The following is a 24,373-nucleotide window of genomic DNA, read 5'->3' on the forward strand; positions in this document are numbered from 1 at the left end:
AAAAAACAGGCATACTACAATTCAAAAATAATTGTAGTATGCCTGCATATTATCGGGTAGGTGGATTAGGCGGTGGAGTTGTATTTCCGTTTTCTCCTCCGTTAGAGCCGCCATTCTCAGTGTTTTCGGAACCGTTTCCGTTATTTGAGCCATTTTCGTTATTTCCGGTACCATTCCCGTTATTCGAGCCGTTGTTCCCGTTATTAGAACCATTTCCGTTATTTGACTCATTTCCAGTGTTTCCAGAACCGTTGCCGTTATTCGAGCCATTCCCGTTATTTCCACCAGTCCCATTGCCATTTTCTGTGCCGTTTTCATTATTGTTCGGCTCATTGCCGTTAGTAGGTGGTGTAGTTGGTGGAACTTTTTCTTCTTGTTCTTTATCAGGTTGTTTTTCATTCGCACTGCCACCAGTAGAAACGATATTGGATTGCGCTGAAGTTAAACCTGTAATATCTACTGCAACAACAGCATAGGCTTGACCACTTGCTACCGTCATACTTTGGGATGATTCAAGCACTGATCCAACAAGAGTCTTACCACCGTTTGTTACTTTATATATTCTATAACCAACTACATCATTTGAAGACCCTGTCCAAGATAATGTATTGCCATTAATAGAAGCTGTTACTGCTGCTGGTGCACTGTTATCAGCTGGGAAATCAACAGCTGATACCGATGAATTCGATAATGACGAATTTTTCGGTAATAGGCTAGCAGGGTTACCGCCAAGTGGGCCAAGCATTCTTTTTATAAATGCCTGATTAATACCTGCACCACCTGCTTTTACAAATTCTGACGGTGTGCTAGGAAGTGCATTATAAGTTTTACCTTTTATCGTCACAACACTTGAAGAAGCTAAGCTATCATCAGGTTGTGAAGGTAAAAATACTTTCGCGTTAAACAAATCAGAGCGCACGAGACCAGCATTAGCACATGCTGCAGAAGGCGCTAAACCAGAAATACCACAGAATGATGCAGTCACAACGTTTTTCGGTTGCTTAAATCTAGTTTTAGGGGCAATTAATTGTGGATCGACATCATACACAGAATTCATTAATTTTCCCCATAGCTTGTTAATTCGCTCACTTGGCTGTTGGTACGTATTATTAAATGCATTAAGTGATTGATTTTTATCATAACCTATCCATACACCAAGAGAAACATTCGGGTTATAACCAACTAGCCAAGCATCTTTGTAATCTTGTGAAGTACCTGTTTTAGCAGCAAAGTCAGCAGAGAATTTTAAAGTATTTCTTGCAAGTGTACCTGTTCCTTTTGTTAACACATCTCGTAACATATCTGTAATGATATAAGAGGTTTCAGGACTAAATACTTGTTCAGGTTTAACTTCGTGTTTATAAATGATATTGCCATTTTGGTCTTCAATTCTATCAATCATATAAGAGTCTATAAATTGTCCACTATTTGCAAAAGTTGCAAAGGCATTGGTGTTCTCTTCAACCGTAATACCATCTTCTACCGCCCCAAGACTAGCAGAAGGGTTAGTGAAATCATTAGGCTTTAGGGTTGTGATTCCCATCTTTACTAAATAATCGGCAGGACGTCTGTTAAGAATACTATAATATAGACGTGCAGCTGATAAGTTTTGTGAACTCGCTAATGCCTCACGTGCCGGGATAAGCCCTCGTTCATCATTAGTATTATAGTTTGTTGGGCTCCATCCGGGAATAGAGAATTTTACGTCAACTAATGGGCTTCCGGCACCGATTACACCGTATTCTATTGCAGGTGCATATACAAGTAATGGCTTCATAGTTGAGCCATTTGAGCGTTTTGCCTGTGTAGCATAGTTATATTTTTTTAATTCAAAGTCACGACCACCGACAAAGCTTAAAATACGTCCAGTATTATTTTCAATTAAAATACTACCAACCTGTACAGGCATTTGAACATCAACTTGTTCACCTGTTGTAGGATCCTTTTCTTTAACTGTATAAGTATGACCGTAATTTTTAAAGTTGTCCGCTGCTTTTTGCATCGAATCGTACATATCTTTATTAATAGTTGAATAGATACGATAACCTTTTGAGCGGACATCGCGATCTGCTAGAATCGTATACTTTTCTTTTAATTTTTTCTCATTTTTTAAGCGTTCTGGATCAATACCATCTTTTTCTGCTAGTTTTTCTGCAATAATATCTTTCGCTCGACTTTCAAGCTCATATGTTAGCCATGGGTAGCGATCTTCTGCACGCATCTCTGGTGAACGGAAGTCAGCAGTGATATCGTAAGCAACTGCTTCTTTATATTGAGCTTCGTTAATATAACCAGCGTCTTTCATACGATAAAGTACAGTTTTCATACGATCAATACCCGGTTTCAGAGCTTCTTTACTTTTAAGTACACCTTTATTTGTGAAAGGTGTGTAAGCGAAAGGTGATTGCGGTATACCAGCTATATACGCTGCTTGAGGAAGCGATAAGTCCTTTGCTTTTACATTGAAAATACCTTCAGCAGCTGTTTCAACTCCTGCAATGTTTCGACCGGAAGCATTACGGCCATAAGGTATTATGTTTAAATAGGCCTCTAAAATTTCTTCCTTTTTCATAAAATGCTCTAAACGCATAGCAAGTAAAAGTTCTTTTGCTTTTCGTTCATAAGATACTTCGTTTGTTAATACTTGGTTTTTAATAAGCTGTTGTGTTAATGTAGAACCACCAGTTTGGGTGGAAGAGTTTGCTACGTCTTGAAGTAGCCCACGGACAACAGCCTTTGGAACTATTCCGTTATGTTCGCGGAAATACTCGTCCTCTGTTGCTAATACTGCATTAATAACATTAGGTGCGACCTGATCTAATGTGGTTACTCGACGGTCTAAATCTGTCCGTAATTTTCCGATATAAATATCGTTGGCAAAATAAATCTCACTTGTTGAATCGTAGTTGAAAATTTCTGTCCTTAATTCTTCCTTTGAGCGAAGTGGCTCTTCTTTTACAAGCGAAGCAAAATAGCCAGCGCCCACTGAACCGGCAAATACAGTCCCAACCAATGCAAAGACTAAAAATAGTAAAAATAAGTTCCAGGTAACACTTCCTGAAATACGTAATTTCTTCATCCATTTTTGTTGAATTAAATCATCGATCTTTGCATTGATTTTCTCAATCCAATCTTTCAATGTATCGACCTCCTAAAATCTTGTCTATTATAGCACATATTGATTTAGGTCGAACATAGTTATTGACAATGAAAAAGAATCGTTTAGAATAATGCTTATAGTTTTCTAGTGATGAAGAGCTTGCAGTAGTATCTACATTCCCTGTTTAGAGAGCCAGCGGTTGGTGAAAGCTGGTCATAATGTAGAAACGAATTACGTGCTTGGAGCTTAGACGTGCGCGCCTGCGATAAAGGCGGTTGAATGAAGAGGAAGATGGATGACATCTTCAAGCCGGGTGGTACCGCGTTAGTTATTAACGTCCCTGCATGCAATGTTTTTGCGTGTAGGGACTTTTTTATTTCTCCCTACACGAAATATTAAACACTTAGGAGGAATTAAAATGACGAACGAATTATTACAAGACTTAGAATGGCGTGGATTGTTATACCAACAAACTGATGCTGAAGGTATGGCTAAATTATTGGATGAGCAATCTGTATCTTTATACTGTGGTGTTGATCCAACTGCAGATTCTATGCATATTGGGCATATTGTGCCTCTTTTAACGCTACGTCGATTCCAAAAAGCAGGCCACCGTCCAATTTTGTTAGTTGGTGGTGCAACGGGTATGATTGGAGATCCATCTGGTCGCTCTGAAGAACGCCAATTACAAACAGTTGAGCAAATTGATAAAAATGTTCAAGGTATCCGTGGTCAATTAGAACGTATCTTTGATTTTGCAGAAGATGGTAATGGTGCTCAGTTAGTGAATAACCGTGACTGGATTGGCAATATAAATACGATCGAATTTTTACGTGATTATGGGAAATTAATTAATGTAAACTACATGTTAGCAAAGGATACAATTGCATCACGTCTTGATACAGGGATTTCATTTACTGAGTTTGCATATACTTTAATTCAAGGTATTGATTACAATCACTTATACGACCATTACAACTGTCGCATTCAAGTAGGTGGTTCTGATCAGTGGGGGAATATTACAACTGGTTTAGAAGTTATTCGTAAAACACATGAGGAAGAAACGAAAGCTTTTGGTATAACAATTCCTTTAGTAACGAAAGCAGACGGTACGAAATTTGGTAAAACGGCAGGTGGTGCTGTATGGCTAGATGGTAAGAAAACATCTCCATACGAGTTCTACCAATTCTGGATTAATGCTGCGGATGCTGACGTTGTGAAATACTTAAAAATCTTCACATTCCTTTCTCGTGAAGAGATTGAAGCTTTAGCAGTATCTGTTGAAGAGGAGCCACACTTACGTAAGGCACAAAAAGCATTAGCTGAAGAAATGACACGCTTAATTCATGGTCAGGAAGCATTAGACCAAGCAATCCGCATTACAGCTGCTTTATTCTCTGGAGACTTAAAAGCACTTTCTGCTGATGAAATGAAGGATGCATTTAAAGATGTTCCTTCTATTGAAATGGCGAAAGAAGATAAAAACATCGTGGACTTACTTGTGGAAGCGGGTATCTCTCCTTCAAAACGTCAAGCTCGTGAGGACGTAACAAATGGTGCAATTAGCGTGAATGGTGAAAAGGTTACTAACTTAGAATATGTCATCGACGGCAAAGATCGTTTAGAAGATGCATTCAGCATTGTTCGACGCGGCAAGAAAAAATACCATATGGTGAAGTTTGTTTAACTCAGACGTATACAACAAGACATCCCCTCAATATTAGAGGGGATGTCTCTTTTGGATGGAAAATAAAATGGTTTAGGAAATCTCTAGCCGCTATGTTAGAAGATACAAGATAAGTAAAACGGTTGATTGGAGTGGAGGCTGGGCTACTCCTTGGGGATCAGCGTCACAGATGAGACCCTGGAGCGAGCTACGCGAGTGAAGCGGCTCATCGGACGCCCCCAGGAAGCTCTGCTCTGCGCGAAAGCGAAGCGTCAGCGGCAAATGTTTTCTGTAGCGAAAGCAAAGCGACAGCAACAAAGCGCACAGCCGGAACGGAAATCAACCCCTCTCTTTGCAGAAGAGCCATACTTTTATTTTTAACTATCTAAAAAACTTGGAAGCTTGATGTGCTCATATTTTTTGGGGTGAAGCATATTTGCAAGCTTTAATGCACCCTCTATGAGGCGTGGTGATGGACGACAATAAAGCCATTCCTCCATTACGTGAAGCTGTTTCATTTTAACAGCTCGTAGCTCCTGCGCATCCGACCGTTTTAATAAATTTGCCGGTTGAATTCGCTCAAAGGCAACACCTACCCAAGCCATCATTATATAGTCTGGGTCACGCCTTACTACATCAGCCCAATCAGTTTGCACACTTGCTAGTTCTACATCTTGAAACAGATTTTGCCCACCAGCAATGGCACTAATTTCAGTTAACCAATTAATTTTACCTGGTGTAAAGATAGGGTTTGGCCACCATTCCCAATAAACAGTAGGTTTTTTAGGAATTGTTTGAGCAACTTTGTATAGACAATCAATACAATATAAATATTCCTCGGAAATTTTTTTAGCACGCTCCTCAACTCCACAAGCTTTACCTAAAATATGAAGGTCCTGTGCGATTTCCTCTAAAGAATTGGCATTAAAAACAATATGAGGAATATTTCTAGCTTGTAAAGCTTCAATATTTTTTTCCATGCCAGGGACACTTAACGATGCAAGTACAAGATCTGGCTGCAATGCTTCTAATGCATCCATATCAATTGATAAATCTGGGCCAAGCTGAGGCAAGTCTTTTACGACTAATGGCCAATCTGAAAAATCATCGACGCCCACAAGGTGGTCAGTCAGCCCTAAATAAGCAACAAGTTCTGTATTACTAGGACAAATTGAGATTAAACGCATTTTCTTATCTCCAATTCTTTTTAAGAAAAGTATAGCGAGTGTTCGAGTGACATACAATGACTGAATGCTCTTTAGCTTTAACTTTGTTGCTGCCGCTGCGCTTTCGCACAAAATAGCATCTGTTGCTGTCGCTACGCTTTCGCACAAAAACCACTTGTTGGCTCAAAACCTCTGGCAGTTATCAATTAAAAAAGGCATGCCACGAGACATGCCTTTTGATTATCTATTAAGAAAGTGCGATAGCTTCGAGTGACTCTTCTTTTTTCGCAACAGGACCCATTGCATTTGTAATAATTTGTTTAATGTCCTCTAAAGTTGCTTTACGTGGGTTTGTTGCAGCACATACATCTAACATTGCATTTTTCGCTAAGATTTCAATATCCTCATCCTTCGCGCCTAATTCGCGGAAGCCACTTGGAATGTTTAAATCACTAGAAAGGTTTTCAATTGCTGTAATTGCTTTTTCAGCAGCCTCACGTTTACTTAACCCTTCAACGTTTTCACCTAACAATTCAGCGATTCTTGCAAAACGGTCAGTTCGTGCTGTTAAGTTGAAGCGGCAAACATGTGGTAAAAGAATAGCATTACATACTCCGTGTGGTAAATTATAGAAACCGCCTAATTGATGCGCAATTGCATGTACATAGCCAAGTGAAGCATTATTAAACGCCATGCCTGCTAAAAATTGTGCGTACACCATTTGCTCACGTGCCTCTAAATCTGCACCGTTTGCATAGGCGCGTGGTAAATATTCAGGAACTAGCTGAAGCACCTTTTCTGCGCATGCATCAGTAATTGGTGTTGCTTCTGTCGACACAAATGATTCGATTGCATGTGTTAATGCATCTAAACCAGTTGCCGCAGTTAGAGCAGGAGGTAAGCCAACCATTAACTCGGGGTCATTAATTGATAGAAGTGGAGTAACATGTTTATCCACAATGGCCATCTTCACTTTACGAGAGGTATCCGTAATAATTGTGAAGCGAGTCATTTCACTTGCTGTACCAGCAGTTGTGTTAATAGCGATTAATGGCACTAGTGGGTTTTGTGATTTGTCAACGCCCTCGTAATCATGAATGCGTCCACCATTCGAAGCAATAAGTCCGATACCTTTTGCTGCATCGTGTGCGCTACCCCCTCCAAGAGATACAATGGAATCACAGTTTTCAGCATGATACACTGCAATCCCGTCTTCAATGTTTTGATCTGTTGGATTCGGTTCTGCTTTCGGGAAAATGGCTACATCAATTCCAGCAGCTATAATGATGTTAGCAATTTGTTCAGAGAGACCTAATTTGTGTAAGCCCTCATCTGTTACGATTAATGTCTTTTTCACTTCTAAATCATTTAAGCGTTTACCAACTTCTTGAATTGCTCCAGGTCCAAATAAGTTTGTTTTCGGCATAACAAATTGCTTTAGAACGTCTGACATATTTCCAACCCCTTTAAAATAATTGTTATTGCTTGAATGATGGCGAACCACCTTTCGAAGTTCATGTTATTCTATTATTTGTAAAAGTTCAACACGTATTTTTATTAAAATTGTTAATTTTAATTATGTTATTATTTTACAAAAAAGTTAGGTTGGCTTTTGATATAATGAAAGGTTGTGTTGCTGAGGATTATTGATATAAAAACGTTTTGAAAATTGTTTTCCTATGAAAGTAAAATATATTTTTTGGAAATGTGTTCTATTTTATAGAAGTGTTGAATAGTAAATAACTGATATTTTGTTCTTAATATATTAGTAGTGAATATGTTGCTTTTTAATTGTGTAATTACTATTTTAAAGTACATAAAATCGTCATAATTTATGTGAATATTCTAATTAATCAAACGGATGAAAATATTTGTTAAAATATGGGTATTCGGGCTGATAAACAAAAAATTTTTTTAGGCACTTTTCAGGACTATTTGCAATTTTATTGAATAATATTTCAATGAGAATATTTTCAATAAAGGGGTGGGAGAAATGTCGATTAGACATGAACAAAAAGAACAACGAAGAGCTTTAATTTTACAAACAGCATTAGATTTGTTTATTCGTAAGGGGTATGGTGAAACAAAAGTTGCTGATATTGCTAAAGCTGCTGATATGAGCATGGGGTTGCTTTTTCATTATTTTGGCTCTAAGGAAAAACTTTATGAAGAATTAATTCGCATAGGCTGTGAAAGACTTAAAATAGATTTTGATGTTATGAATGAATCATCATTGGCAATCTTTACAGCGGTTGCTGAGGAAATATTTAGCATGATCAGTACAAACCCGTCTGCTGCAAAAATGTTTGTGCTAATGGAAAATGCGCAACATCTTGATTCCTTGTCGGAAGATTTAAAAGAAATGCTTACAGAAGCGGATAAATTAATTAAAAAGAGTATTCCATTAATAGAGAAGGGGCAATTGCTGGGTGAATTTAAACAGGGGAATGCTGAAGCACTTGCGGTAGCATTTTGGTGTTCTATACAGGGTATCGCTCAATACATTGCACTGCATCCCGAAACACCTTGTCCCGATACAATGTGGGTTATTTCAATCCTTGAAAACAGGAAGGCGGATTGAAAGTGAAAACTACACGGAATGTAATAATCTTTATCGTTGTTGTTTTGCTATGTGGCTGGCTTGGTGTTTTCGTAGATCGTTTCATACCTGAACAACCTAAAGGCGACACGCTTGGGATGGGAATTTGGCTAGTTTTACCGTTGCTGATGACTATCTCGTTACGTGCCTTTGCAGGAGATGGTTGGCACGATATAGGCTTATTACCTAATTTGAAGGGTAACGTAAAATGGTATGTTGTTTCGCTCCTAGTCTATCCTGTAATCACTTCTGCAGTTTTGTTAGTAAGCTATATTTTTAGCTGGATGGATTTTTCGGATTTTCATTTAGATGCAATCGTTTCAGTTTTCATGGGTGGCTTACTGATCCAATTTGTTAAAAACTTTTTTGAGGAATCCGTTTGGAGAGGCTATTTGACAAGTAAACTATCATCATTAAAAATAAATGATTTTTGGTTGTATTTTATTGTTGGTGGTGTTTGGGGAGCTTGGCATATTCCATATTTTTTAGTGTTCTTATCAGAAAGTGATATCTTCAGTGTGCTTCCTGTAAATAGGTGGCTTTTTGCGTTAATAGGTATCGTGACGATGATCTGTTGGACAGTAATGTATACAGAAATTTATTTAATGACGAAAAGTATTTGGCCACTTGTCCTTATGCATATGACAGAAGATGCACTTGTGAATCCGCTTATTCTGGATGGCTATATTAAAATTGCTTCGGGAAAAGAATTTCTTGTTTCCCCAACGGCAGGCATTATTACTACATTGCTGTACCTAATTGTCGGGCTTGTATTGCGAACTAAACGAAAAAAGTTAGAGGAAGGAAATAAACCAAAAAACGGGGAGCCCCAGGATATTGAAAAGATAATAAAATAAAAAAATCCCTGAGTCAATATTCAAGAATATGAGAAATCCAATCTTTTGAATATATTTCCTTTTGCGAGTTTGTAAAATTTATGGGTAATGAAAGGGATTGCAATTTATCAGGTAGGATGTTTATCTTATTTCGTATTACTTCATTATTAATTGATTCATTATCAATAAAGAATATGTATCGACCTTCGATTTTTTCTTTATATACCGACGAGCAGTCCAATGACTTATAAAATCTTGTAGAAAAATTATTACCATTTAAGTTAACATCGAAATGTTAACAAACTAAACATCTCCTGGTTATTCTTTAACTCCATTATTAATTAAGTAATCTCCAAGCTTCATTCATTTCACTCCGTATTAATAATTTGCCCCAACATCAGCCCCAAAACAATGATATTTAATGTATTATTGTGCATTGTCGATAACAAGCAAAAACCCTAGAGAGCCTTGATATAAAAGGCTTTCTAGGGTTTTCTAAACTACTCTTTGCAGAGTAATTTAATTAACGAGAGTAGTACTCTACGATGAATGCTTCGTTGATTTCAGCTGATAATTCAGAACGCTCTGGAAGGCGAGTGAATGTACCTTCTTTTTTGTCAGCATCAAATGTTAAGTAGTCAGGTACGAAGTTGTTTACTTCGATTGCTTCTGCTACTACAGCAAGGTTTTGAGATTTTTCACGAAGAGAAATCGTTTGACCTGGTTTTACGCTGTATGAAGGAATATCAACGCGTTTGCCATCTACTAAGATGTGGCCGTGGTTTACTAATTGACGAGATCCACGACGAGTACGAGCTAAACCTAAACGGTAAACTAGGTTGTCAAGGCGAGTTTCAAGAAGGATCATGAAGTTTTCACCGTGAACACCTTTCATTTTACCAGCGCGGTCGAATAGAGTACGGAATTGACGTTCGTTCATGCCGTACATGTGACGAAGTTTTTGTTTTTCTTGAAGTTGTAAACCGTATTCTGATAATTTTTTACGTTGGTTTGGACCGTGTTGACCTGGTGCGTAAGGGCGTTTTTCGATTTCTTTACCTGTACCGCTTAGTGAGATACCAAGACGACGTGATAATTTCCAAGATGGACCTGTATAACGAGACATATTGTTGTCTCCTCCTTTAAATTTGGTTTTTTTGTTGTAAAACAAAAACCAGTAGTACCCATTCCTATACGCATTTTATTTTCATGTATTTTCGCCTATGCAGCCGTTAGGTTACGCGATACACCATCTATTGAATCTGTTTACAATAAAATAGAGGAATAAAATACAGTAATAAGCTCATACCACTGCTGCGTTTATTTTACACAAACTTCATTGTAACTGCTTATTACATAGACGTCAATTATTAGGCTAACTATTTTTAAAAAGGTGATATAGTAAAAATTTCCTTTATATACATATTTCGATATTCGATGATAGTTAATGATACAGTGGGAAATGTAAAATGTAAAAGTAAAATAGAATAATATAGTCAAAATGACACAAATTATGTATACTATATTATAAGTTAATAGTAATTGATTTGGACGTTATATAGAAAAGGTGATTTCATGACAGACCATTTACAAACGCTAAAATATATAAAATCAGATGTTTTGAGCATTTGGGTGAGTTCTAAAGAACAAGCCGGTTTTAATGAGTATTTTTCCTCATTGAAACAGTGTCTAAAGAAGCGCTTTGGAGTTGTAAATGTGGCATTTCTCGGTTTCGAAGGTAATTCTTTAATACCTGTTGAAGAGATGGCTAATTTAACAATTGAAACAAAACTAAATGCTGTGTCATGGTTAATGATTGAAGCCAACTTTTATCAACAGAAGTTGGTGAAAGTTCCTTATATATTAAAAGAAAAAGACGTATATACGATGATGACAGATATGGTGCTCTTCCAAGCGGAAGGCAAAAATCCAATTGGTGTGCTGCTCGTCGAGGCAACCGATGCTTGGACAGACTTTATGACTACGGATTACGGCGAAGAGCTAGTCGAAACGCTTACGAAGGTTCTTCAAAGGATTAGAGAAAATTGTGAAGTAAAAGTGAATGAAGACCAATATCGAAAATTGTACAATATGACAGACTTATTTCATTCCACTATGAATATTGATTTAATTTTAGAAAATGTCTTGAAAAACATTAAGGATAATTTCCCGAAGTTTAATGTGGAGCTTATACTATCGAATGATCAAGACCGTCATACGACAATTGATATTAAGCTTTTTGATTATTTATCTGAAAGGCCTGCGACTATTGAGGCTTTTGTCTCGGGAGAGCTAACAACAGAGCTTGCTAGCGATTTGAATTGTCGAATATTAAATGCCCCTATAAAGGGGAGACAAGCTATTTATGGTATTTTACAAGTAAGTGCACCTACAACATATCTTTTTTCAACAACTGAAAAAGATTTTATACGAATACTCGCACAAACATCTGGAAATGCGCTTGAAAATGCAAAGTTATATCATCAATCACATCGCCTTGTTAGTGATTTACAACTTATCAATGAAACATCGCATCGTTTGAATATGAGGATTGATATTAATGACATGTTACTTTTCCTTCAAAAACAATTAATGAAATCCTTTCAACCAATGGAAGTTTGCTTCGCTTTTAAACAGAATGATACCTTTGAAGTGACGGATGCAAGTACATCTTTATTCCATGCAGAAAAGGGTCAAACCTATATAAAACATGTTGAACAACATTTTGAATATACCGATGATCCACTATTTATTGCTGATTTCAGCCGATTAACCCCTAATCAAATGGAATATCGTTCAATTATGGCAATCCCGATATTAATGGAAGAAAAAATTAATGGCTTTAGTATCGTGTTACACAAGGAGCCGTATTTCTTTTCATTTGATAGCTTTAAATTAATGCAATCATTAATCCATCATTCTTCCTTAGCCATTGCAAACTCAATATTACGTAATCAACTTCAAGAAATGGTAGATTTGGATCATTTAACGAAATTGTACGCAAGAAGTTATTTAGACCAGTATGTAGAAAAGTCTCTTAAAGATGATCAATCAGGGATGTTCTTACTCATTGATATTGATAATTTCAAACGCGTTAATGATACGTATGGACATCAAATTGGTGATAAGATTCTTATGCAAATTGCAGTACAATTAAAAGAAATGATTGGAGCTCGTGGCATTTGTGCACGCTGGGGTGGAGAAGAAATGTCTGTGTATATCCCGAATATTGCTGAAAAAGAAGCAATCGACTTAGCAGCAACAATCGTTGCAAGAATTCCAAATACAACAGATCCTCAGGTGACAATTTCAGCAGGTCTCATCACGTGGGATGAACAGTACCGTCCGGCGTTTCAATCTGTTTTCCTACACGCAGATACAGCGCTTTATGAAGCGAAAAATAGTGGTAAAAATCGATTTTGTATTCATGATCGATTTTATCTAAACAATTTGCAAAAATAAAACATCGGCCTTATACGCTTTAAATGCCCTGAAATGATACAATAAATCATTTCAGGGCATTTTTTTATCTATATCAAAAGAGAAACGTCGGGTTCTCCCACTTAGAAATAGGGAGGTGCGGCGTACTAATTAAAGTTTCACCTTATAAATGAAGAAGTAAGGTTTTTACGAATAGCTCTAACCCATCTTGATCTTCTTTAGAAAAGCGATTTACGATTGGACTGTCGATATCAAGAACACCGAGGACTTGTCCTTCTTTTATTAAGGGAATAACGATTTCGGATTGGGACGCTGCATCACAGGCAATATGGCCTGGGAAGTCATGAACGTCTTTTACCACAATTGTTTGTTCTTTGCCTACAGCTGTTCCACAAACGCCTCGTCCAATTGGTATTCTAACGCAGGCAGGTAAGCCTTGGAATGGCCCTAATACAAGTTCCTCCCCCTGTAATACATAAAAACCAACCCAGTTAATGTTTGGAAGAAATTGATTTAGTAAAGCAGAGGCGTTGCTTAAATTAGCAATACGATCGCTTTCTCCAGTAAGGAGGGCATCTAACTGTTTGGCTAAAGTATGATATTGCTCGGCAACTGGCCCTTCATAATTAATGTTTGTAAACATCATAACACCTCGTTTGTAAGTTATTTATTTCGGATATATAGCGTTATAGTGTTGATGTAAATCAGCAACACTATGTGCATCTGAACCAAATACAATGGGTAGTCCAATAGATTTACTATAATCGATAAAGGAAAATGGTGGATAAGGTTCCTGACAATATGTTTTACTTATACCAGCGCTATTTACATCTAGTTCATAGCCTTCTTCCTTCATTAAATCTAAAACTTCTCGAATCCGCATAGAATCATCAATTTTCACCCTATGTGCTAATTGAAATTTGTGAATAAGTGAAGGATGTCCAATGCGCTTAGGCTTGTACTGCCCTAAATTTGCTTTAATGGACTGTAGGACGGTATCATAATATAAATTATACACTTGTTCGATTGAGCCCACTTTTTTTGCAAAAGCCATAAAATTTTCTGGGGAAAAGTCTATGCATTCAAAGTGATTTTGCCATTGTAAAAAATGGACTGATAAAATAGAGTCATCTAAAAAGTGTCCATATGTATCAAGAAATTGACGAGTTTCTTGTTCAAAGCCTTGAATATAGTCAACCTCCAGACCGATATGAATGCGGATGTCTTGTGCGTACTCCTTTTGAAGGCACTGTAAATCTTTAAAATAGGGCATTAAAAATTCTGGATTCATACCACTATCTTGCTGTGGTGTAGGGTCAGCAAAATTTAATGGTAAAGGTGCGTGTTCTGTAAAGGTGATATCTGTAAAGTTGTAAGAAATTGCTTTTTCAATGTATTGCTTAAATGAATCAGAAGTACCATGTGGACAATATGGACTATGGATGTGACCGTCATATTTCATAAAATTACCACTCCTTTAACTTTAGGATAAAACACTTCTATTTGCGCAAATTGTTCAAAACTTAGTAAGTGTTATTCTTGAAACGCATAAATACATAAAAAACACTCAAATTTTAGTACAAAAGGCGATAACATAGTATATAATAAATACAACTAGCCAATTCGTTTATTGTAGAATAGGAGGCTTACGATGGAGTATATCATCATTCCGGTTATCCTACTATTAATTTTAGCGATAGTAGGATTTATGATGCGACGAAAACATACAACAATCATTGCTAAACTTGAAAATGAAAAATCACAAATACAAAACAATCCCATAAATGAGGAAATTTCAAAAGTTAAATCTTTAAACATGAACGGTGAAACAGAAGAGATGTTTGAACGATGGCGTAATAGCTGGGATGAAGTCATCGATGTACATATGACAAAAATTGATTCACTTTTATTTGATGCAGAGGATCAAATCAATAGACTCCGTTTTAAGAAAGCAACTTTAATTGAACGTGAGATAGAAGATTACATTCAAAAGTGTGAAGAAAGTAAAGATAAAATCTTAGAAGAATTAAATGAATTAATTGGCAGCGAAGAAAAAAATCGTATTGAAATTGAACAATTAAAAGAATACTATCGCTCAGCACGTAAAACATTGTTAGCTCACCAACATTCATTTGGTGTAGCATTACCTTCACTGGAGAAAAAGCTCGAGACATTTGTTCAAAAGTTTGAGGAATTCGATGTGCTTACTAGCGAAGGGAATTATTTGCAAGCGCGAGAAATTGTTATTGGTTTGAACCAGGAATCACAGCAGACATTTGAATATATTAATGATGTCCCATCGATTTTGACTGAATTGCAAGTAAAGCTCCCAGGAGCGGTACAAGAATTACGTAGTGGCCAACGTGAAATGGAGGAGCAATCCTATTATTTACAGCATTTAGAGTTGACCGAGGCGCTTGATAAATTTGAAGAAGAATTTGCGACACTAAAAAATGAATTAGCAGAGCTAAACTTAACAGCTGTTAAACCACGGGTTGCTGAAATAAACGAAGAGATTGATCGTTATTACGATCTGCTTGAAAAAGAAGTTATGGCTAAAAACTATGTTGACCAAAATTGTGATCGTTTATTAAGCTCAATCAATAATGTTATTAGTTCAACAAAATTAGTAAGTGATGAAGCAACTTTTGTGCAGCAAAGCTACCGTTTAAATGAAAAAGATGCAGAAGTTCCAAAAGCTGCATTAAAGCAATTAGAGGCTTTACAACGTCGTTATGACCTATTAGCGATGCGTGTTAGAGAGGAAAAATCTGCCTACTCAAGTTTGCAGGAAGAATTGATTGAAATTAACGAAGAACTTGAACAAATTCATGAGGAGCAAGGTCATTTATCCAATACGATGAAGAAGCTTCGAATTGATGAGAACAAGGCTCGCACACAAGTAGAAAACTTAAAGAAAACATTACAAGAAACAGATCGTATGTTGAATAAGGCGAATATTCCAGGTATTCCTGAGGAAATGGATGCACGTCTAGATGAGGCAGCAGAGCATATTTATTTAGTAATGCAAAGCCTTCAAGAGGTACCACTCAATATGGGAACAGTTCATAATAATTTAAATGCAGCAACACTTTGTGTAGAGGATGTAAAAGCGAAGGCGCATGAATTAATTGAAAATGTAATGCTGATTGAACGAATTATTCAGTATGGTAATCGCCATCGTGGAACAAACCCAACATTGAATACTCGTTTAAAAGAAGCAGAATCCTCTTTCAATCAATTCCGTTATTCCAAAGCATTAGAAGAGGCTGGAACGGCAGTGGAAGAAATGGAGCCAGGTGCTTTAAAACGAATTCAAGAACTTGTAGCAGAAGAAACAATATCGAGTAAATAAAAAATGACATCAGCTGTCTAAAAGGTATCGTTATTACTTTTTAGACAGTTTTGTTATTTAATGAAGAAATGATGAAGTATAGGGAGGTTCATAATGCAATTTTATATTCGGGAAATGAATGAAATGTATGCAGCTGACATTTTGAATTGGAAGTATGAGAAACCATATGATTTTTACAACAATGGTCTTTGCGACGAATCTTTGAAAGAATTTCTTGAAAATCCGTATTATGCTATTGTCAATGATCAAGACGAGCTAGTCGGTTTTTTCTGTACAGGAGTATCTGCACAAGTACCTAAAGGACATGATCATGGTGCATATTTAGACGAGTGCATTGATGTTGGGATAGGGATGAAGCCTGAACTAACAGGAAAAGGTAGTGGCTCAGAATTTTTTTCATTTATTTTAAATCAGCTACAACAAGAAAATGCTAGTCCACTTCGTTTAACAGTAGCTACATTTAATAAAAGAGCCATTCATTTATATGAAAAATTAGGCTTTAAAAAAGTCATGAATTTCACAGCTTCAACTGAATTTATAACAATGAAGAAAGATTAAAAATAAGCGTGTTGACTAGGGTTTATTATGTTGAAAATTGATTTCACAGTTTGGGATGATATTTAATTTAAAACATATGTCATTTGTATAAGTTGATTGGAGTGGAGACCGGGCGACTCCTCGGGGATCAGCGTCACAGATGAGACCCTGGAGCGAGCAACGCGAGTGAAGCGGCTCATCGGACGCCCCCAGGAAGCTCTGCTCTGCGCGAAAGCGAAGCGTCAGCGGCAAAGCGCCCGGTCGGAACGGAAATCAACCCCACGTTATGGTGACGAGTCTAACAATGCAAAAATCAAATTTTTATGCTGCTTAATTTTTAGCTATCATAGCAAGCTTTTAAGATGCCACTCTTTAAAGGGTAGTTTTTTAAACAATTAGTGATTAAATTAGAATAATTGTTAAAGTTAGTAGTCAATTGCTGAAGATTGCGTTATGATAAATACCGTTAAATCAACGTTTTGAAAGTGTGTGAATAATAATGGAAGTTAATACAATCTATTTAGACAACAGTGCAACAACTAAACCTTTAAAAGAGGTTATGCAAGCATTTATGGCAGTGAATGAGCAGTATTATGCCAATCCTGCTTCCATTCATGCAATGGGTGTTGAAGCAAACGACTTGTTAATGCGTGCACGTGAGCAAGTAGCAGATATTTTGCAGACAGAAGCAAAAAATGTGCTATTTACTTCAGGTGGTACCGAATCCAATAACACGGCTATTTTTGGTTTAGCACGTAGTAATACACATAAAGGAAAGCACATTTTAACAACTGAAATTGAACATCCATCTGTTCTAGAATCTGTTAAGCAACTTGAGCAAGAGGGTTTTGATGTAGAATACTTGCAAGTAGATCAAAATGGAGTAATTTCTTTAGAGGAGCTTCGCACAAAAATACGCAAGGATACCATTTTAGTAAGTATGATGCATGTAAATAATGAAATGGGTGCCATCCAACCAATTTTTGAAGCTGCGAAAATTATTCACGAATCAAGTCGTGCAGCTTTTCATGTAGACGCGGTACAAAGCTTTGGAAAGTTACCGATTTCATTTAACGATGATGAGGGACCAGACTGTATATCAATTTCTAGTCATAAAATTCATGGCTTTAAAGGTTCAGGTGTACTGGCATTCCGTAAAAAAATGAAATGGCAACCATATGCACTTGGCGGAGGGCAGGAGTTTGGTTTACGTAGTGGGACAGTAGCTGTACCGCAAGCAGTAGCCCTATCCAAAGCAGCCCGAATCGCAGTCGAGATGATGAATGAACGTGCGAAAAAATACCGTCAATGGAATGAAGAAATATGTAAGCAATTACGTGGATATGGAGATGTCGTGCATATTTTATCAACTCCACAAGGAGCGGCACATATTTTATCTTTTAGTATTCGCGATTTAAAAGGTGAAGTCATTATTAATGCATTGCAAAAACGTAATGTCATTGCATCGACATCGAGTGCTTGTTCATCGAAACAGACAAAAACAAGCCATGTTGTGGAAGCACTAAACATTGATGAGCACTTTAAAAAGGGTGTTATACGAATAAGTTTTGGTGCACATGTAACAAATGAAGATATAATAAAGTTTAAACAAGTATTAGATGAAGTATTGATGGAACTTAAAGGAGAATATTAAAAATGATTTGGAAAGAAATTTTAATTCGATATGGAGAGCTTTCTACAAAAGGTCGCAACAAGATGGATTTTATTCGTCGTTTAAGAGAGAACATTCGTCATGCGTTTGCGGATTTAGGACATTTACACATTCGCACAGAGCGCGACCGTATGTTTATAGCTATTCAAAATGAAACACAAATGGACGTATTATTAAAAGGATTACCTAAAATTTTTGGTATCCAATCATTTAGTCCAGTGGCTGCATGTGAAAAAGACATGGACGCTATGAAAAAACTTGCGATAACAATTATGGATACATTTAAAAATGAGCAGCTTACTTTTAAAGTAGAAGTAAAGCGTACTGATAAAACATTTCCGTTAGAATCACATGCTATTCAACGCGAAATCGGTGGTTATGTATTACCACAATATCAAAATTTATCAGTTAAGGTGAAGCAGCCTGATATCGAGCTTCGTGTAGAGGTGCGTCATGATGCAACATATATGATGGCACAAGTTATTCCGGGTGCAGGTGGAATGCCTGTAGGTTCGAATGGTAAATCTTTATTAATGCTTTCTGGTGGTATTGATAGTCCTGTTGCTGGTTATTTAATGATGAAACGAGGAGTGCGTTTAGAGGCGATTCACTTCTTTAGTCCTCCGTACACAAGCCAAAATTCATTGGAAAAAGTAAAGGTGCTTGCTAATGAATTAACGAAATTTGGTGCTAGTATTCGTTTACATGTTATTCCTTTTACTGAAATTCAAGTTCTTATTAAAGAAAAAGTACCTTCTAATGTTTCAATGACAACAACTCGTCGTATGATGTTAAAAGTTGCGGACAAAGTACGTGAAGAAATTGGTGCACTAGCAATTGTTACAGGTGAAAGTCTTGGACAAGTAGCGAGTCAAACGCTCGAAAGTCTAACAGCTATTAATGCCGTAACGAATACACCGATTTTACGTCCATTAATCTCATCAGATAAATTAGAAATTATTGATATCGCAGAGAAAATAGGCACATACGAAACGTCTATCCAGCCATTTGAAGACTGCTGTACAATTTTTACGCCTGCAAGTCCAAAAACAAAGCCAAAGCTTGAAAAGGTTGAGCATTACGAAAGCTTCTCGGATTTTGATGAACTAATCGAACGAGCAGTGAAAAACCGAGAAGTCTATATTTTCCCGAAAAAAGAACAAGAAGCAGATAAATTTGCAGATCTTCTATAAGAAGAAACTTTCAAAGCCGACTCAAAAGTATTGAGTCGGCTTTTTTGTTCCCTTCCTTTGTAGGTACAATTTACCTATAAAATTTTTGTATTAAAAATCTAATAACGCACATTCTATATTCACAAGGAGGTGAGAGACATGACTAACAACAACAACCGCAGTTCAAACAAGCTTGCTGTACCTGGTGTAGAGCACGCACTTGATCAAATGAAATACGAAATTGCACAAGAATTTGGTGTTCAATTAGGAGCTGACGCTTCAGCTCGTGCCAACGGTTCCGTTGGTGGTGAAATCACTAAACGTCTTGTACAAATGGCAGAATCTCAATTAAAAGGTATGCCAAACAACAACCAATAATTGCTTAATCAGTAATTATTAAAATTAAAACCAGTGACCGTAAAAGGCACTGGTTTTAGTTTGTTTAAATTGTTTATTTTTATCCCGTATTAACGGGTAATCATTTATCTGTTTTATTTATCCTACAAATGATTTAAATGTAGAAACTGTATTTGAAATATCCTCACTTTCGCAAATCGCAGAAATAACTGCTATTCCATCTGCGCCTGCTTTCACTACTGTATGTGCATTCGAACAGTTTATGCCTCCAATTGCTACGATAGGGAGCTCAGGATATTGTGTTCGAGCTTGCTGTAAAAAATCAGTTCCACTAGGTGGTTTGGCGTCGCTTTTAGAAGTGGTTGAAAAAATTGGACCAATTCCTACATAATCAGCACCATATTGTAGTGCAGTTTGTAATTCAACTTGAGAATGAACAGAAACACCTAGAATCATGTTACCAATTTTTTTACGTACGATCGACACTGGAATATCCTCTTGCCCAATATGAACACCATCCGCGCTAAGTTTTATAGCCAATTCTACATCGTCGTTTACAATAAATGGAACACGATACTGTTGACATAGCTTTTGACATTTGCGAGCAAAATCTTCATAGGCTTGCCCAGTTAATGAATTTGTTCCTTTTTCACGAAATTGAAACATAGTAATGCCAGATTGGAGAGCTTTCTCTAAAACGTTTATTGGCTCGTGATTCAAAACATTATTTGTACCCATAATAAAATATAGCTGTAAATCGTCACGTTTCATGAATAATTACCTCACAGGAATCTTTATAGTTTTGATAAGCAAAATGATTTGTTGGACCATGGCCATTACCAATAGATAAATCATGAGTTATGGCTAATTGAATAAATTTTTTAGCTTCCTCAATCGCTTCTTCCAATGGTAGTCCTTGACCAAGAAAGGCAGTTAATGCAGCGGAAAACGTACAGCCTGTACCATGTGTGTGTTTTGTTGCAATACGAGTAGACTGCATGGAAAATGATTGACCACCTTGAAAAAATACATAATCAGTAGCAAAACATGGATCCTCTAAATGACCGCCTTTAATAATGACACATTGAACGCCCATTTGTAATAAGACTTGAGCTACTTCTTTTATATCTGTTAAAGAATTGATTTTCCTTCCAGAAAGGGTTTCTGCCTCAGGAATGTTCGGTGTTACGATTGTTGCTAAAGGTAACAAATGACTACGTAAAGCTTCAATTGCTTGTTGTTGCAATAAGCTTTCACCACCTTTTGCTATCATGACAGGGTCTACGATAAGCGGAATATTTACTTCGGCTAAAATACGTGCAATTGATTGGATTATTTCGGAGGAAAACAGCATTCCAGTTTTAATAGCACTTATTGTAAAATCTTCGACTAGCGCTTTTAGTTGTTTTTCAACGAAGCTAACTTCAATTGGTAAGACATCCGATACACCGAGAGTATTTTGGGCCGTTAAAGCTGTAATAACAGAGGTTCCAAACACCTTTAATTCCTGAAATGTTTTTAAATCAGCCTGGATTCCTGCTCCACCCCCGCTATCTGAACCGGCTATTGTCGTTACAATATGCATCATGCTTCACCGTCCTTGGAAAGTCGATGTAGTTCATTTAATACTGCGATTTGAAAATCGCCAATGAATTGTGTAGAAGAAGCGGCTTGCTCGGCTACTTTTTTATAAAGTGATAATGTTTCTACTAATTGGTCAATTGGTTTATTTCCTACGGCGTAGGAGGCACAACAAATTGCACTCAATAAGCAACCTGTTCCAGTAACTTCTGCCATTTGAGAATGTCCACCTGTAACCCATTGCTGATGCTTGCCATCCGTAATAAAATCCTCTTCACCGGTTACTATAACAAGACAATCGTAGAGTTGAGCTACTTTTTGTGCCTCGACTGCTAAAGAAATGGAGCCACTGCCACTATCTACGCCTTTTTGTCGCCATTCTACATTGGCAATAGCAGCGAGCTCTCCAATATTACAACGAATAGCCGCAAATTTTATTTCTTCTAGTAATTGCTGTACCGTTTGTTTCCGATAAGATGTTGCGCCAGCAGCAACGGGATCTAAAATAACAGGAATACCAAGGGCATTTGCTTTTTTTCCTGCAAGTAACATGGATTCTTTCATGCGCTCATTAAGGGTACCGATATTGATCAATAAGCCTGAGGCGATTGTGACCATTTCCTCAACCTCATGACTGTCATCAGCCATTACTGGAGAAGCACCTATTGCTAATAAGCCATTTGCTTGAAAATTAGCTACTACATAATTAGTAATGCAATGAATAAGTGGGTTTTGTTTTCGGATAGTTTGAAATATCAATGTAAGTCCTCCTTGTTGGATGGACGTAAGCGTGCAAAAAAGGCTCTTTTTCGTGTGGAAAACAACACGCAAAAGAGCCTTTCATCAGTAAATAGATGTGAATTGCTCCCTACGTCAGTATTAACTAACAGGTTCAAAGGGTCAGGTTTTACCTTCTCAACTCTAAATGAGTCCCCCTGCAATCTTGCTTTTAGTTGACCAAAATGTACCATATTATTCAATCATGTTCAATAGGGAGTTTTTATCTTCATAAGTAAATGTTTACTGTGTAAAGCAACGATTACGCAAAGTTAATGGATAGAATCGATCCGTGACTGTTGCCATATAGTAGAGCATGATAGTTGTCACGACTTTAATGATTTAGAGTGTCTTCCATTGAAAATGATAAAAATGGAGCTTTATAATGAGCGTACAAAAGGGGGCATTTGCTATGAAAAGAGAAGATTTAATCGCACCAGAATGGTATAACATTTCAGAGGAAATTGAAAAATATGCACAGGATTCTACCAAAAATGCTTTATTAGTTTATAACGAAAACGGAGAAATTCAGTACATTACATATACAGCTTTACTTGAAAAAGCAAATCAGGCAGCGCATGTATTTACATCACAAGGTTTAAAAAAAGGTGATGTTATATTAGTCATGGTACCGAGATCCGTGGAAGCCTATATTGTCTATATTGCAGCCTTAAAGGCAGGTTTAACGATTATACCTAGTTCAGAGATGTTAAGAACGAAGGATATTGAATATCGAATCAAACACGCCGATGCAAAAGGCGTTGTTGCATTTGAGCCTTATATTGAACAATTCGATAATGTGGAGAATTTCCAAGAAATACAGCAATTTGTTATTGGTCACGCACATGAACCTTGGCAGCCGTTGCTTGAAAAAATGCAAAACCAACCAACGACCTACATAAGTTCTACACCGACTAAAAATACTGACATTGCCTTTTTAGCATATACGAGTGGGACAACAGGTAATCCAAAGGCAGCAGTTCATACGCATAGCTGGGGTTACGCACATTTACGGACTACTGCTCCAAATTGGCTTGGCATTCAAGAAGGAGACATTGTTTGGGCTACAGCAGCTCCAGGATGGCAAAAATGGATTTGGAGCCCGTTCCTCGCTACTTTAGGAAGTGGTGCTACAGCATTTGTTTACAAAGGTCACTTTGATGCGGCAACATACCTTACGCTGCTTGAAAAATTCAATATCAATATTCTGTGTTGCACACCAACCGAATACCGATTTATGGCAAGCCTTGAAAATTTGCAAGACTTCAATTTAAGTACGATACGTCAGGCTGTGTCAGCAGGTGAACCTTTAAATAGTGAGGTGATAAAGGTATTTACCGAGGTCTTTAATCTACAAGTACGAGATGGTTATGGACAAACAGAGAATACATTACTTGTGGGTACAATGGTAGGGATGGAGCCTAGAATGGGCTCAATGGGGAAGCCTACTCCGGGTAATAATGTTGAAGTTATCGATGATTTTGGAAATCCTACTGCTATTGGAGAAGTTGGAGATATTGCTGTACACTGTGAAACACCCGCCTTATTTAAGGAATATTTAAACGATCCTGAACGTACAAATTTACAGTTTAGAGGCGATTGGTATATTACAGGAGATCGTGCATATAAAGATGGAGATGGCTATTTTTGGTTTGAAGGGCGTGGAGATGATGTCATTATTTCATCTGGGTATACGATAGGCCCATTTGAGGTAGAAGATGCGTTATTGAAGCATCCAGCTGTGAAAGAAACTGCCGTTGTCGCAAGTCCGGATGGAATTCGTGGAAATCTAGTAAAGGCATTTGTTGTGCTCGCTGATGGAGAAGTTGGTGATGAAACGCTAATAAAAAAACTACAAAGACATGTAAAAACTTTAACAGCCCCTTATAAATATCCTCGTGCAATTGAGTTTGTTACTGAGCTACCAAAGACTTCATCGGGCAAAATTCGTCGTGTCGAATTACGTGAGCAAGAAAAAATCCATTATGTCAAACATCATTAATTTCCTAGGAAATAATGTCGAAAATCAAAGTTCTTGCTTTTTTTATGAACTTTGATTTTTTTTATAAAATTAAGTAATGTATTATAGATTGAATGGTGCTTGTGCATAGTAT

At 37.1% G+C, this 24,373-nt stretch carries 19 protein-coding genes, 1 riboswitch and 1 other annotated feature; of the genes, 10 read left to right on the forward strand and 9 right to left on the reverse strand.

Annotated features, from left to right (window positions below):
- Nucleotides 1-49 precede the first annotated feature (49 nt).
- On the reverse strand, nucleotides 50-3,139 hold the full coding sequence (locus tag MWJ95_RS11470) for a transglycosylase domain-containing protein (protein ID WP_249072946.1): 3,090 nt from the start codon (nucleotides 3,137-3,139) through the stop codon (nucleotides 50-52).
- A 102-nt stretch (nucleotides 3,140-3,241) separates the two neighbouring features.
- Nucleotides 3,242-3,445: a binding site (T-box leader), on the forward strand.
- A gap of 73 nt (nucleotides 3,446-3,518) precedes the next feature.
- On the opposite strand from MWJ95_RS11470, the gene tyrS reads away from it, so the two are divergent.
- Complete coding sequence (gene tyrS, locus MWJ95_RS11475) at nucleotides 3,519-4,787, forward strand: tyrosine--tRNA ligase (RefSeq protein ID WP_249105633.1); 1,269 nt, start codon at nucleotides 3,519-3,521, stop codon at nucleotides 4,785-4,787.
- A 356-nt stretch (nucleotides 4,788-5,143) separates the two neighbouring features.
- Here tyrS and MWJ95_RS11480 read toward each other — a convergent pair whose 3' ends face one another.
- Together MWJ95_RS11480 and MWJ95_RS11485 are read right to left on the reverse strand one after the other, a co-directional pair.
- Nucleotides 5,144-5,953 (reverse strand): cobalamin-binding protein, encoded by an 810-nt coding sequence (locus MWJ95_RS11480; protein ID WP_249106046.1) that lies wholly within the window; start codon nucleotides 5,951-5,953, stop codon nucleotides 5,144-5,146.
- A gap of 226 nt (nucleotides 5,954-6,179) precedes the next feature.
- On the reverse strand, nucleotides 6,180-7,385 hold the full coding sequence (locus tag MWJ95_RS11485; RefSeq protein WP_249072943.1) for an iron-containing alcohol dehydrogenase: 1,206 nt from the start codon (nucleotides 7,383-7,385) through the stop codon (nucleotides 6,180-6,182).
- Nucleotides 7,386-7,925: 540 nt separating this feature from the next.
- Between MWJ95_RS11485 and MWJ95_RS11490 the strand changes: the two genes are divergently transcribed.
- Together MWJ95_RS11490 and MWJ95_RS24630 are read left to right on the forward strand one after the other, a co-directional pair.
- Nucleotides 7,926-8,513, forward strand: coding sequence for a TetR/AcrR family transcriptional regulator (locus MWJ95_RS11490; protein WP_249072942.1), 588 nt, complete (start codon nucleotides 7,926-7,928; stop codon nucleotides 8,511-8,513).
- Between the two features lie 2 nt (nucleotides 8,514-8,515).
- Nucleotides 8,516-9,388, forward strand: a complete 873-nt coding sequence (locus MWJ95_RS24630; RefSeq protein ID WP_249072941.1) for a CPBP family glutamic-type intramembrane protease — start codon at nucleotides 8,516-8,518, stop codon at nucleotides 9,386-9,388.
- Between the two features lie 502 nt (nucleotides 9,389-9,890).
- Here MWJ95_RS24630 and rpsD read toward each other — a convergent pair.
- Nucleotides 9,891-10,493: a 30S ribosomal protein S4 gene (gene rpsD / locus MWJ95_RS11500; protein ID WP_132357222.1), complete on the reverse strand. Its 603-nt coding sequence runs from the start codon at nucleotides 10,491-10,493 to the stop codon at nucleotides 9,891-9,893.
- A gap of 449 nt (nucleotides 10,494-10,942) precedes the next feature.
- On the opposite strand from rpsD, the gene MWJ95_RS11505 reads away from it, so the two are divergent.
- On the forward strand, nucleotides 10,943-12,829 hold the full coding sequence (locus MWJ95_RS11505; protein WP_249105635.1) for a sensor domain-containing diguanylate cyclase: 1,887 nt from the start codon (nucleotides 10,943-10,945) through the stop codon (nucleotides 12,827-12,829).
- 142 nt (nucleotides 12,830-12,971) lie between these two features.
- Here the strand turns inward: MWJ95_RS11505 and MWJ95_RS11510 are convergent, their stop codons facing one another.
- Both MWJ95_RS11510 and hisJ read right to left on the reverse strand, forming a co-directional pair.
- Nucleotides 12,972-13,451, reverse strand: coding sequence for a GAF domain-containing protein (locus MWJ95_RS11510; RefSeq protein ID WP_249072939.1), 480 nt, complete (start codon nucleotides 13,449-13,451; stop codon nucleotides 12,972-12,974).
- 24 nt (nucleotides 13,452-13,475) lie between these two features.
- Nucleotides 13,476-14,270, reverse strand: a complete 795-nt coding sequence (gene hisJ / locus MWJ95_RS11515; RefSeq protein ID WP_249072938.1) for a histidinol-phosphatase HisJ — start codon at nucleotides 14,268-14,270, stop codon at nucleotides 13,476-13,478.
- A gap of 189 nt (nucleotides 14,271-14,459) precedes the next feature.
- On the opposite strand from hisJ, the gene ezrA reads away from it, so the two are divergent.
- The 5 genes from ezrA to MWJ95_RS11540 all read left to right on the forward strand — a co-directional run bounded on the left by ezrA (nucleotide 14,460) and on the right by MWJ95_RS11540 (nucleotide 19,922).
- The gene (ezrA, locus tag MWJ95_RS11520) at nucleotides 14,460-16,163 is read left to right on the forward strand and encodes a septation ring formation regulator EzrA (protein WP_249072937.1); all 1,704 of its coding nucleotides are present in this window, start codon (nucleotides 14,460-14,462) and stop codon (nucleotides 16,161-16,163) included.
- Between the two features lie 93 nt (nucleotides 16,164-16,256).
- On the forward strand, nucleotides 16,257-16,721 hold the full coding sequence (locus tag MWJ95_RS11525; RefSeq protein ID WP_249105637.1) for a GNAT family N-acetyltransferase: 465 nt from the start codon (nucleotides 16,257-16,259) through the stop codon (nucleotides 16,719-16,721).
- Nucleotides 16,722-17,199: 478 nt separating this feature from the next.
- Nucleotides 17,200-18,354 carry a cysteine desulfurase family protein gene (locus tag MWJ95_RS11530; RefSeq protein ID WP_249105638.1) on the forward strand — a complete coding sequence of 385 codons (1,155 nt, stop codon included), beginning with the start codon at nucleotides 17,200-17,202 and terminating at the stop codon, nucleotides 18,352-18,354.
- A gap of 2 nt (nucleotides 18,355-18,356) precedes the next feature.
- Nucleotides 18,357-19,565 carry a tRNA uracil 4-sulfurtransferase ThiI gene (gene thiI / locus MWJ95_RS11535; RefSeq protein WP_249072934.1) on the forward strand — a complete coding sequence of 403 codons (1,209 nt, stop codon included), beginning with the start codon at nucleotides 18,357-18,359 and terminating at the stop codon, nucleotides 19,563-19,565.
- Nucleotides 19,566-19,703: 138 nt separating this feature from the next.
- Nucleotides 19,704-19,922, forward strand: coding sequence for an alpha/beta-type small acid-soluble spore protein (locus MWJ95_RS11540; RefSeq protein WP_249072933.1), 219 nt, complete (start codon nucleotides 19,704-19,706; stop codon nucleotides 19,920-19,922).
- A gap of 117 nt (nucleotides 19,923-20,039) precedes the next feature.
- Here MWJ95_RS11540 and thiE read toward each other — a convergent pair whose 3' ends face one another.
- The 3 genes from thiE to thiM are packed head-to-tail and all read right to left on the reverse strand — an operon-like array spanning nucleotide 20,040 to nucleotide 22,241.
- Complete coding sequence (thiE, locus tag MWJ95_RS11545; RefSeq protein WP_249105640.1) at nucleotides 20,040-20,672, reverse strand: thiamine phosphate synthase; 633 nt, start codon at nucleotides 20,670-20,672, stop codon at nucleotides 20,040-20,042.
- Entirely contained in the window at nucleotides 20,662-21,486 is an 825-nt protein-coding gene (gene thiD, locus MWJ95_RS11550) for a bifunctional hydroxymethylpyrimidine kinase/phosphomethylpyrimidine kinase (protein WP_249106049.1), read from the reverse strand. Before thiD ends, thiE begins: the two co-directional genes overlap by 11 nt.
- Complete coding sequence (gene thiM / locus MWJ95_RS11555) at nucleotides 21,486-22,241, reverse strand: hydroxyethylthiazole kinase (protein WP_249105642.1); 756 nt, start codon at nucleotides 22,239-22,241, stop codon at nucleotides 21,486-21,488. Before thiM ends, thiD begins: the two co-directional genes overlap by 1 nt.
- Before the next feature lie 89 nt (nucleotides 22,242-22,330).
- Nucleotides 22,331-22,429: riboswitch (TPP riboswitch) on the reverse strand.
- 242 nt (nucleotides 22,430-22,671) lie between these two features.
- Here thiM and mbcS point away from each other — a divergent pair.
- Nucleotides 22,672-24,261: an acyl-CoA synthetase MbcS gene (mbcS, locus tag MWJ95_RS11560; protein WP_249073035.1), complete on the forward strand. Its 1,590-nt coding sequence runs from the start codon at nucleotides 22,672-22,674 to the stop codon at nucleotides 24,259-24,261.
- Nucleotides 24,262-24,373: the final 112 nt, after the last annotated feature.

Origin of the sequence: Lysinibacillus sp. Bpr_S20, from assembly GCF_023337835.1 — a bacterium.
Taxonomy (GTDB): domain Bacteria; phylum Bacillota; class Bacilli; order Bacillales_A; family Planococcaceae; genus Lysinibacillus.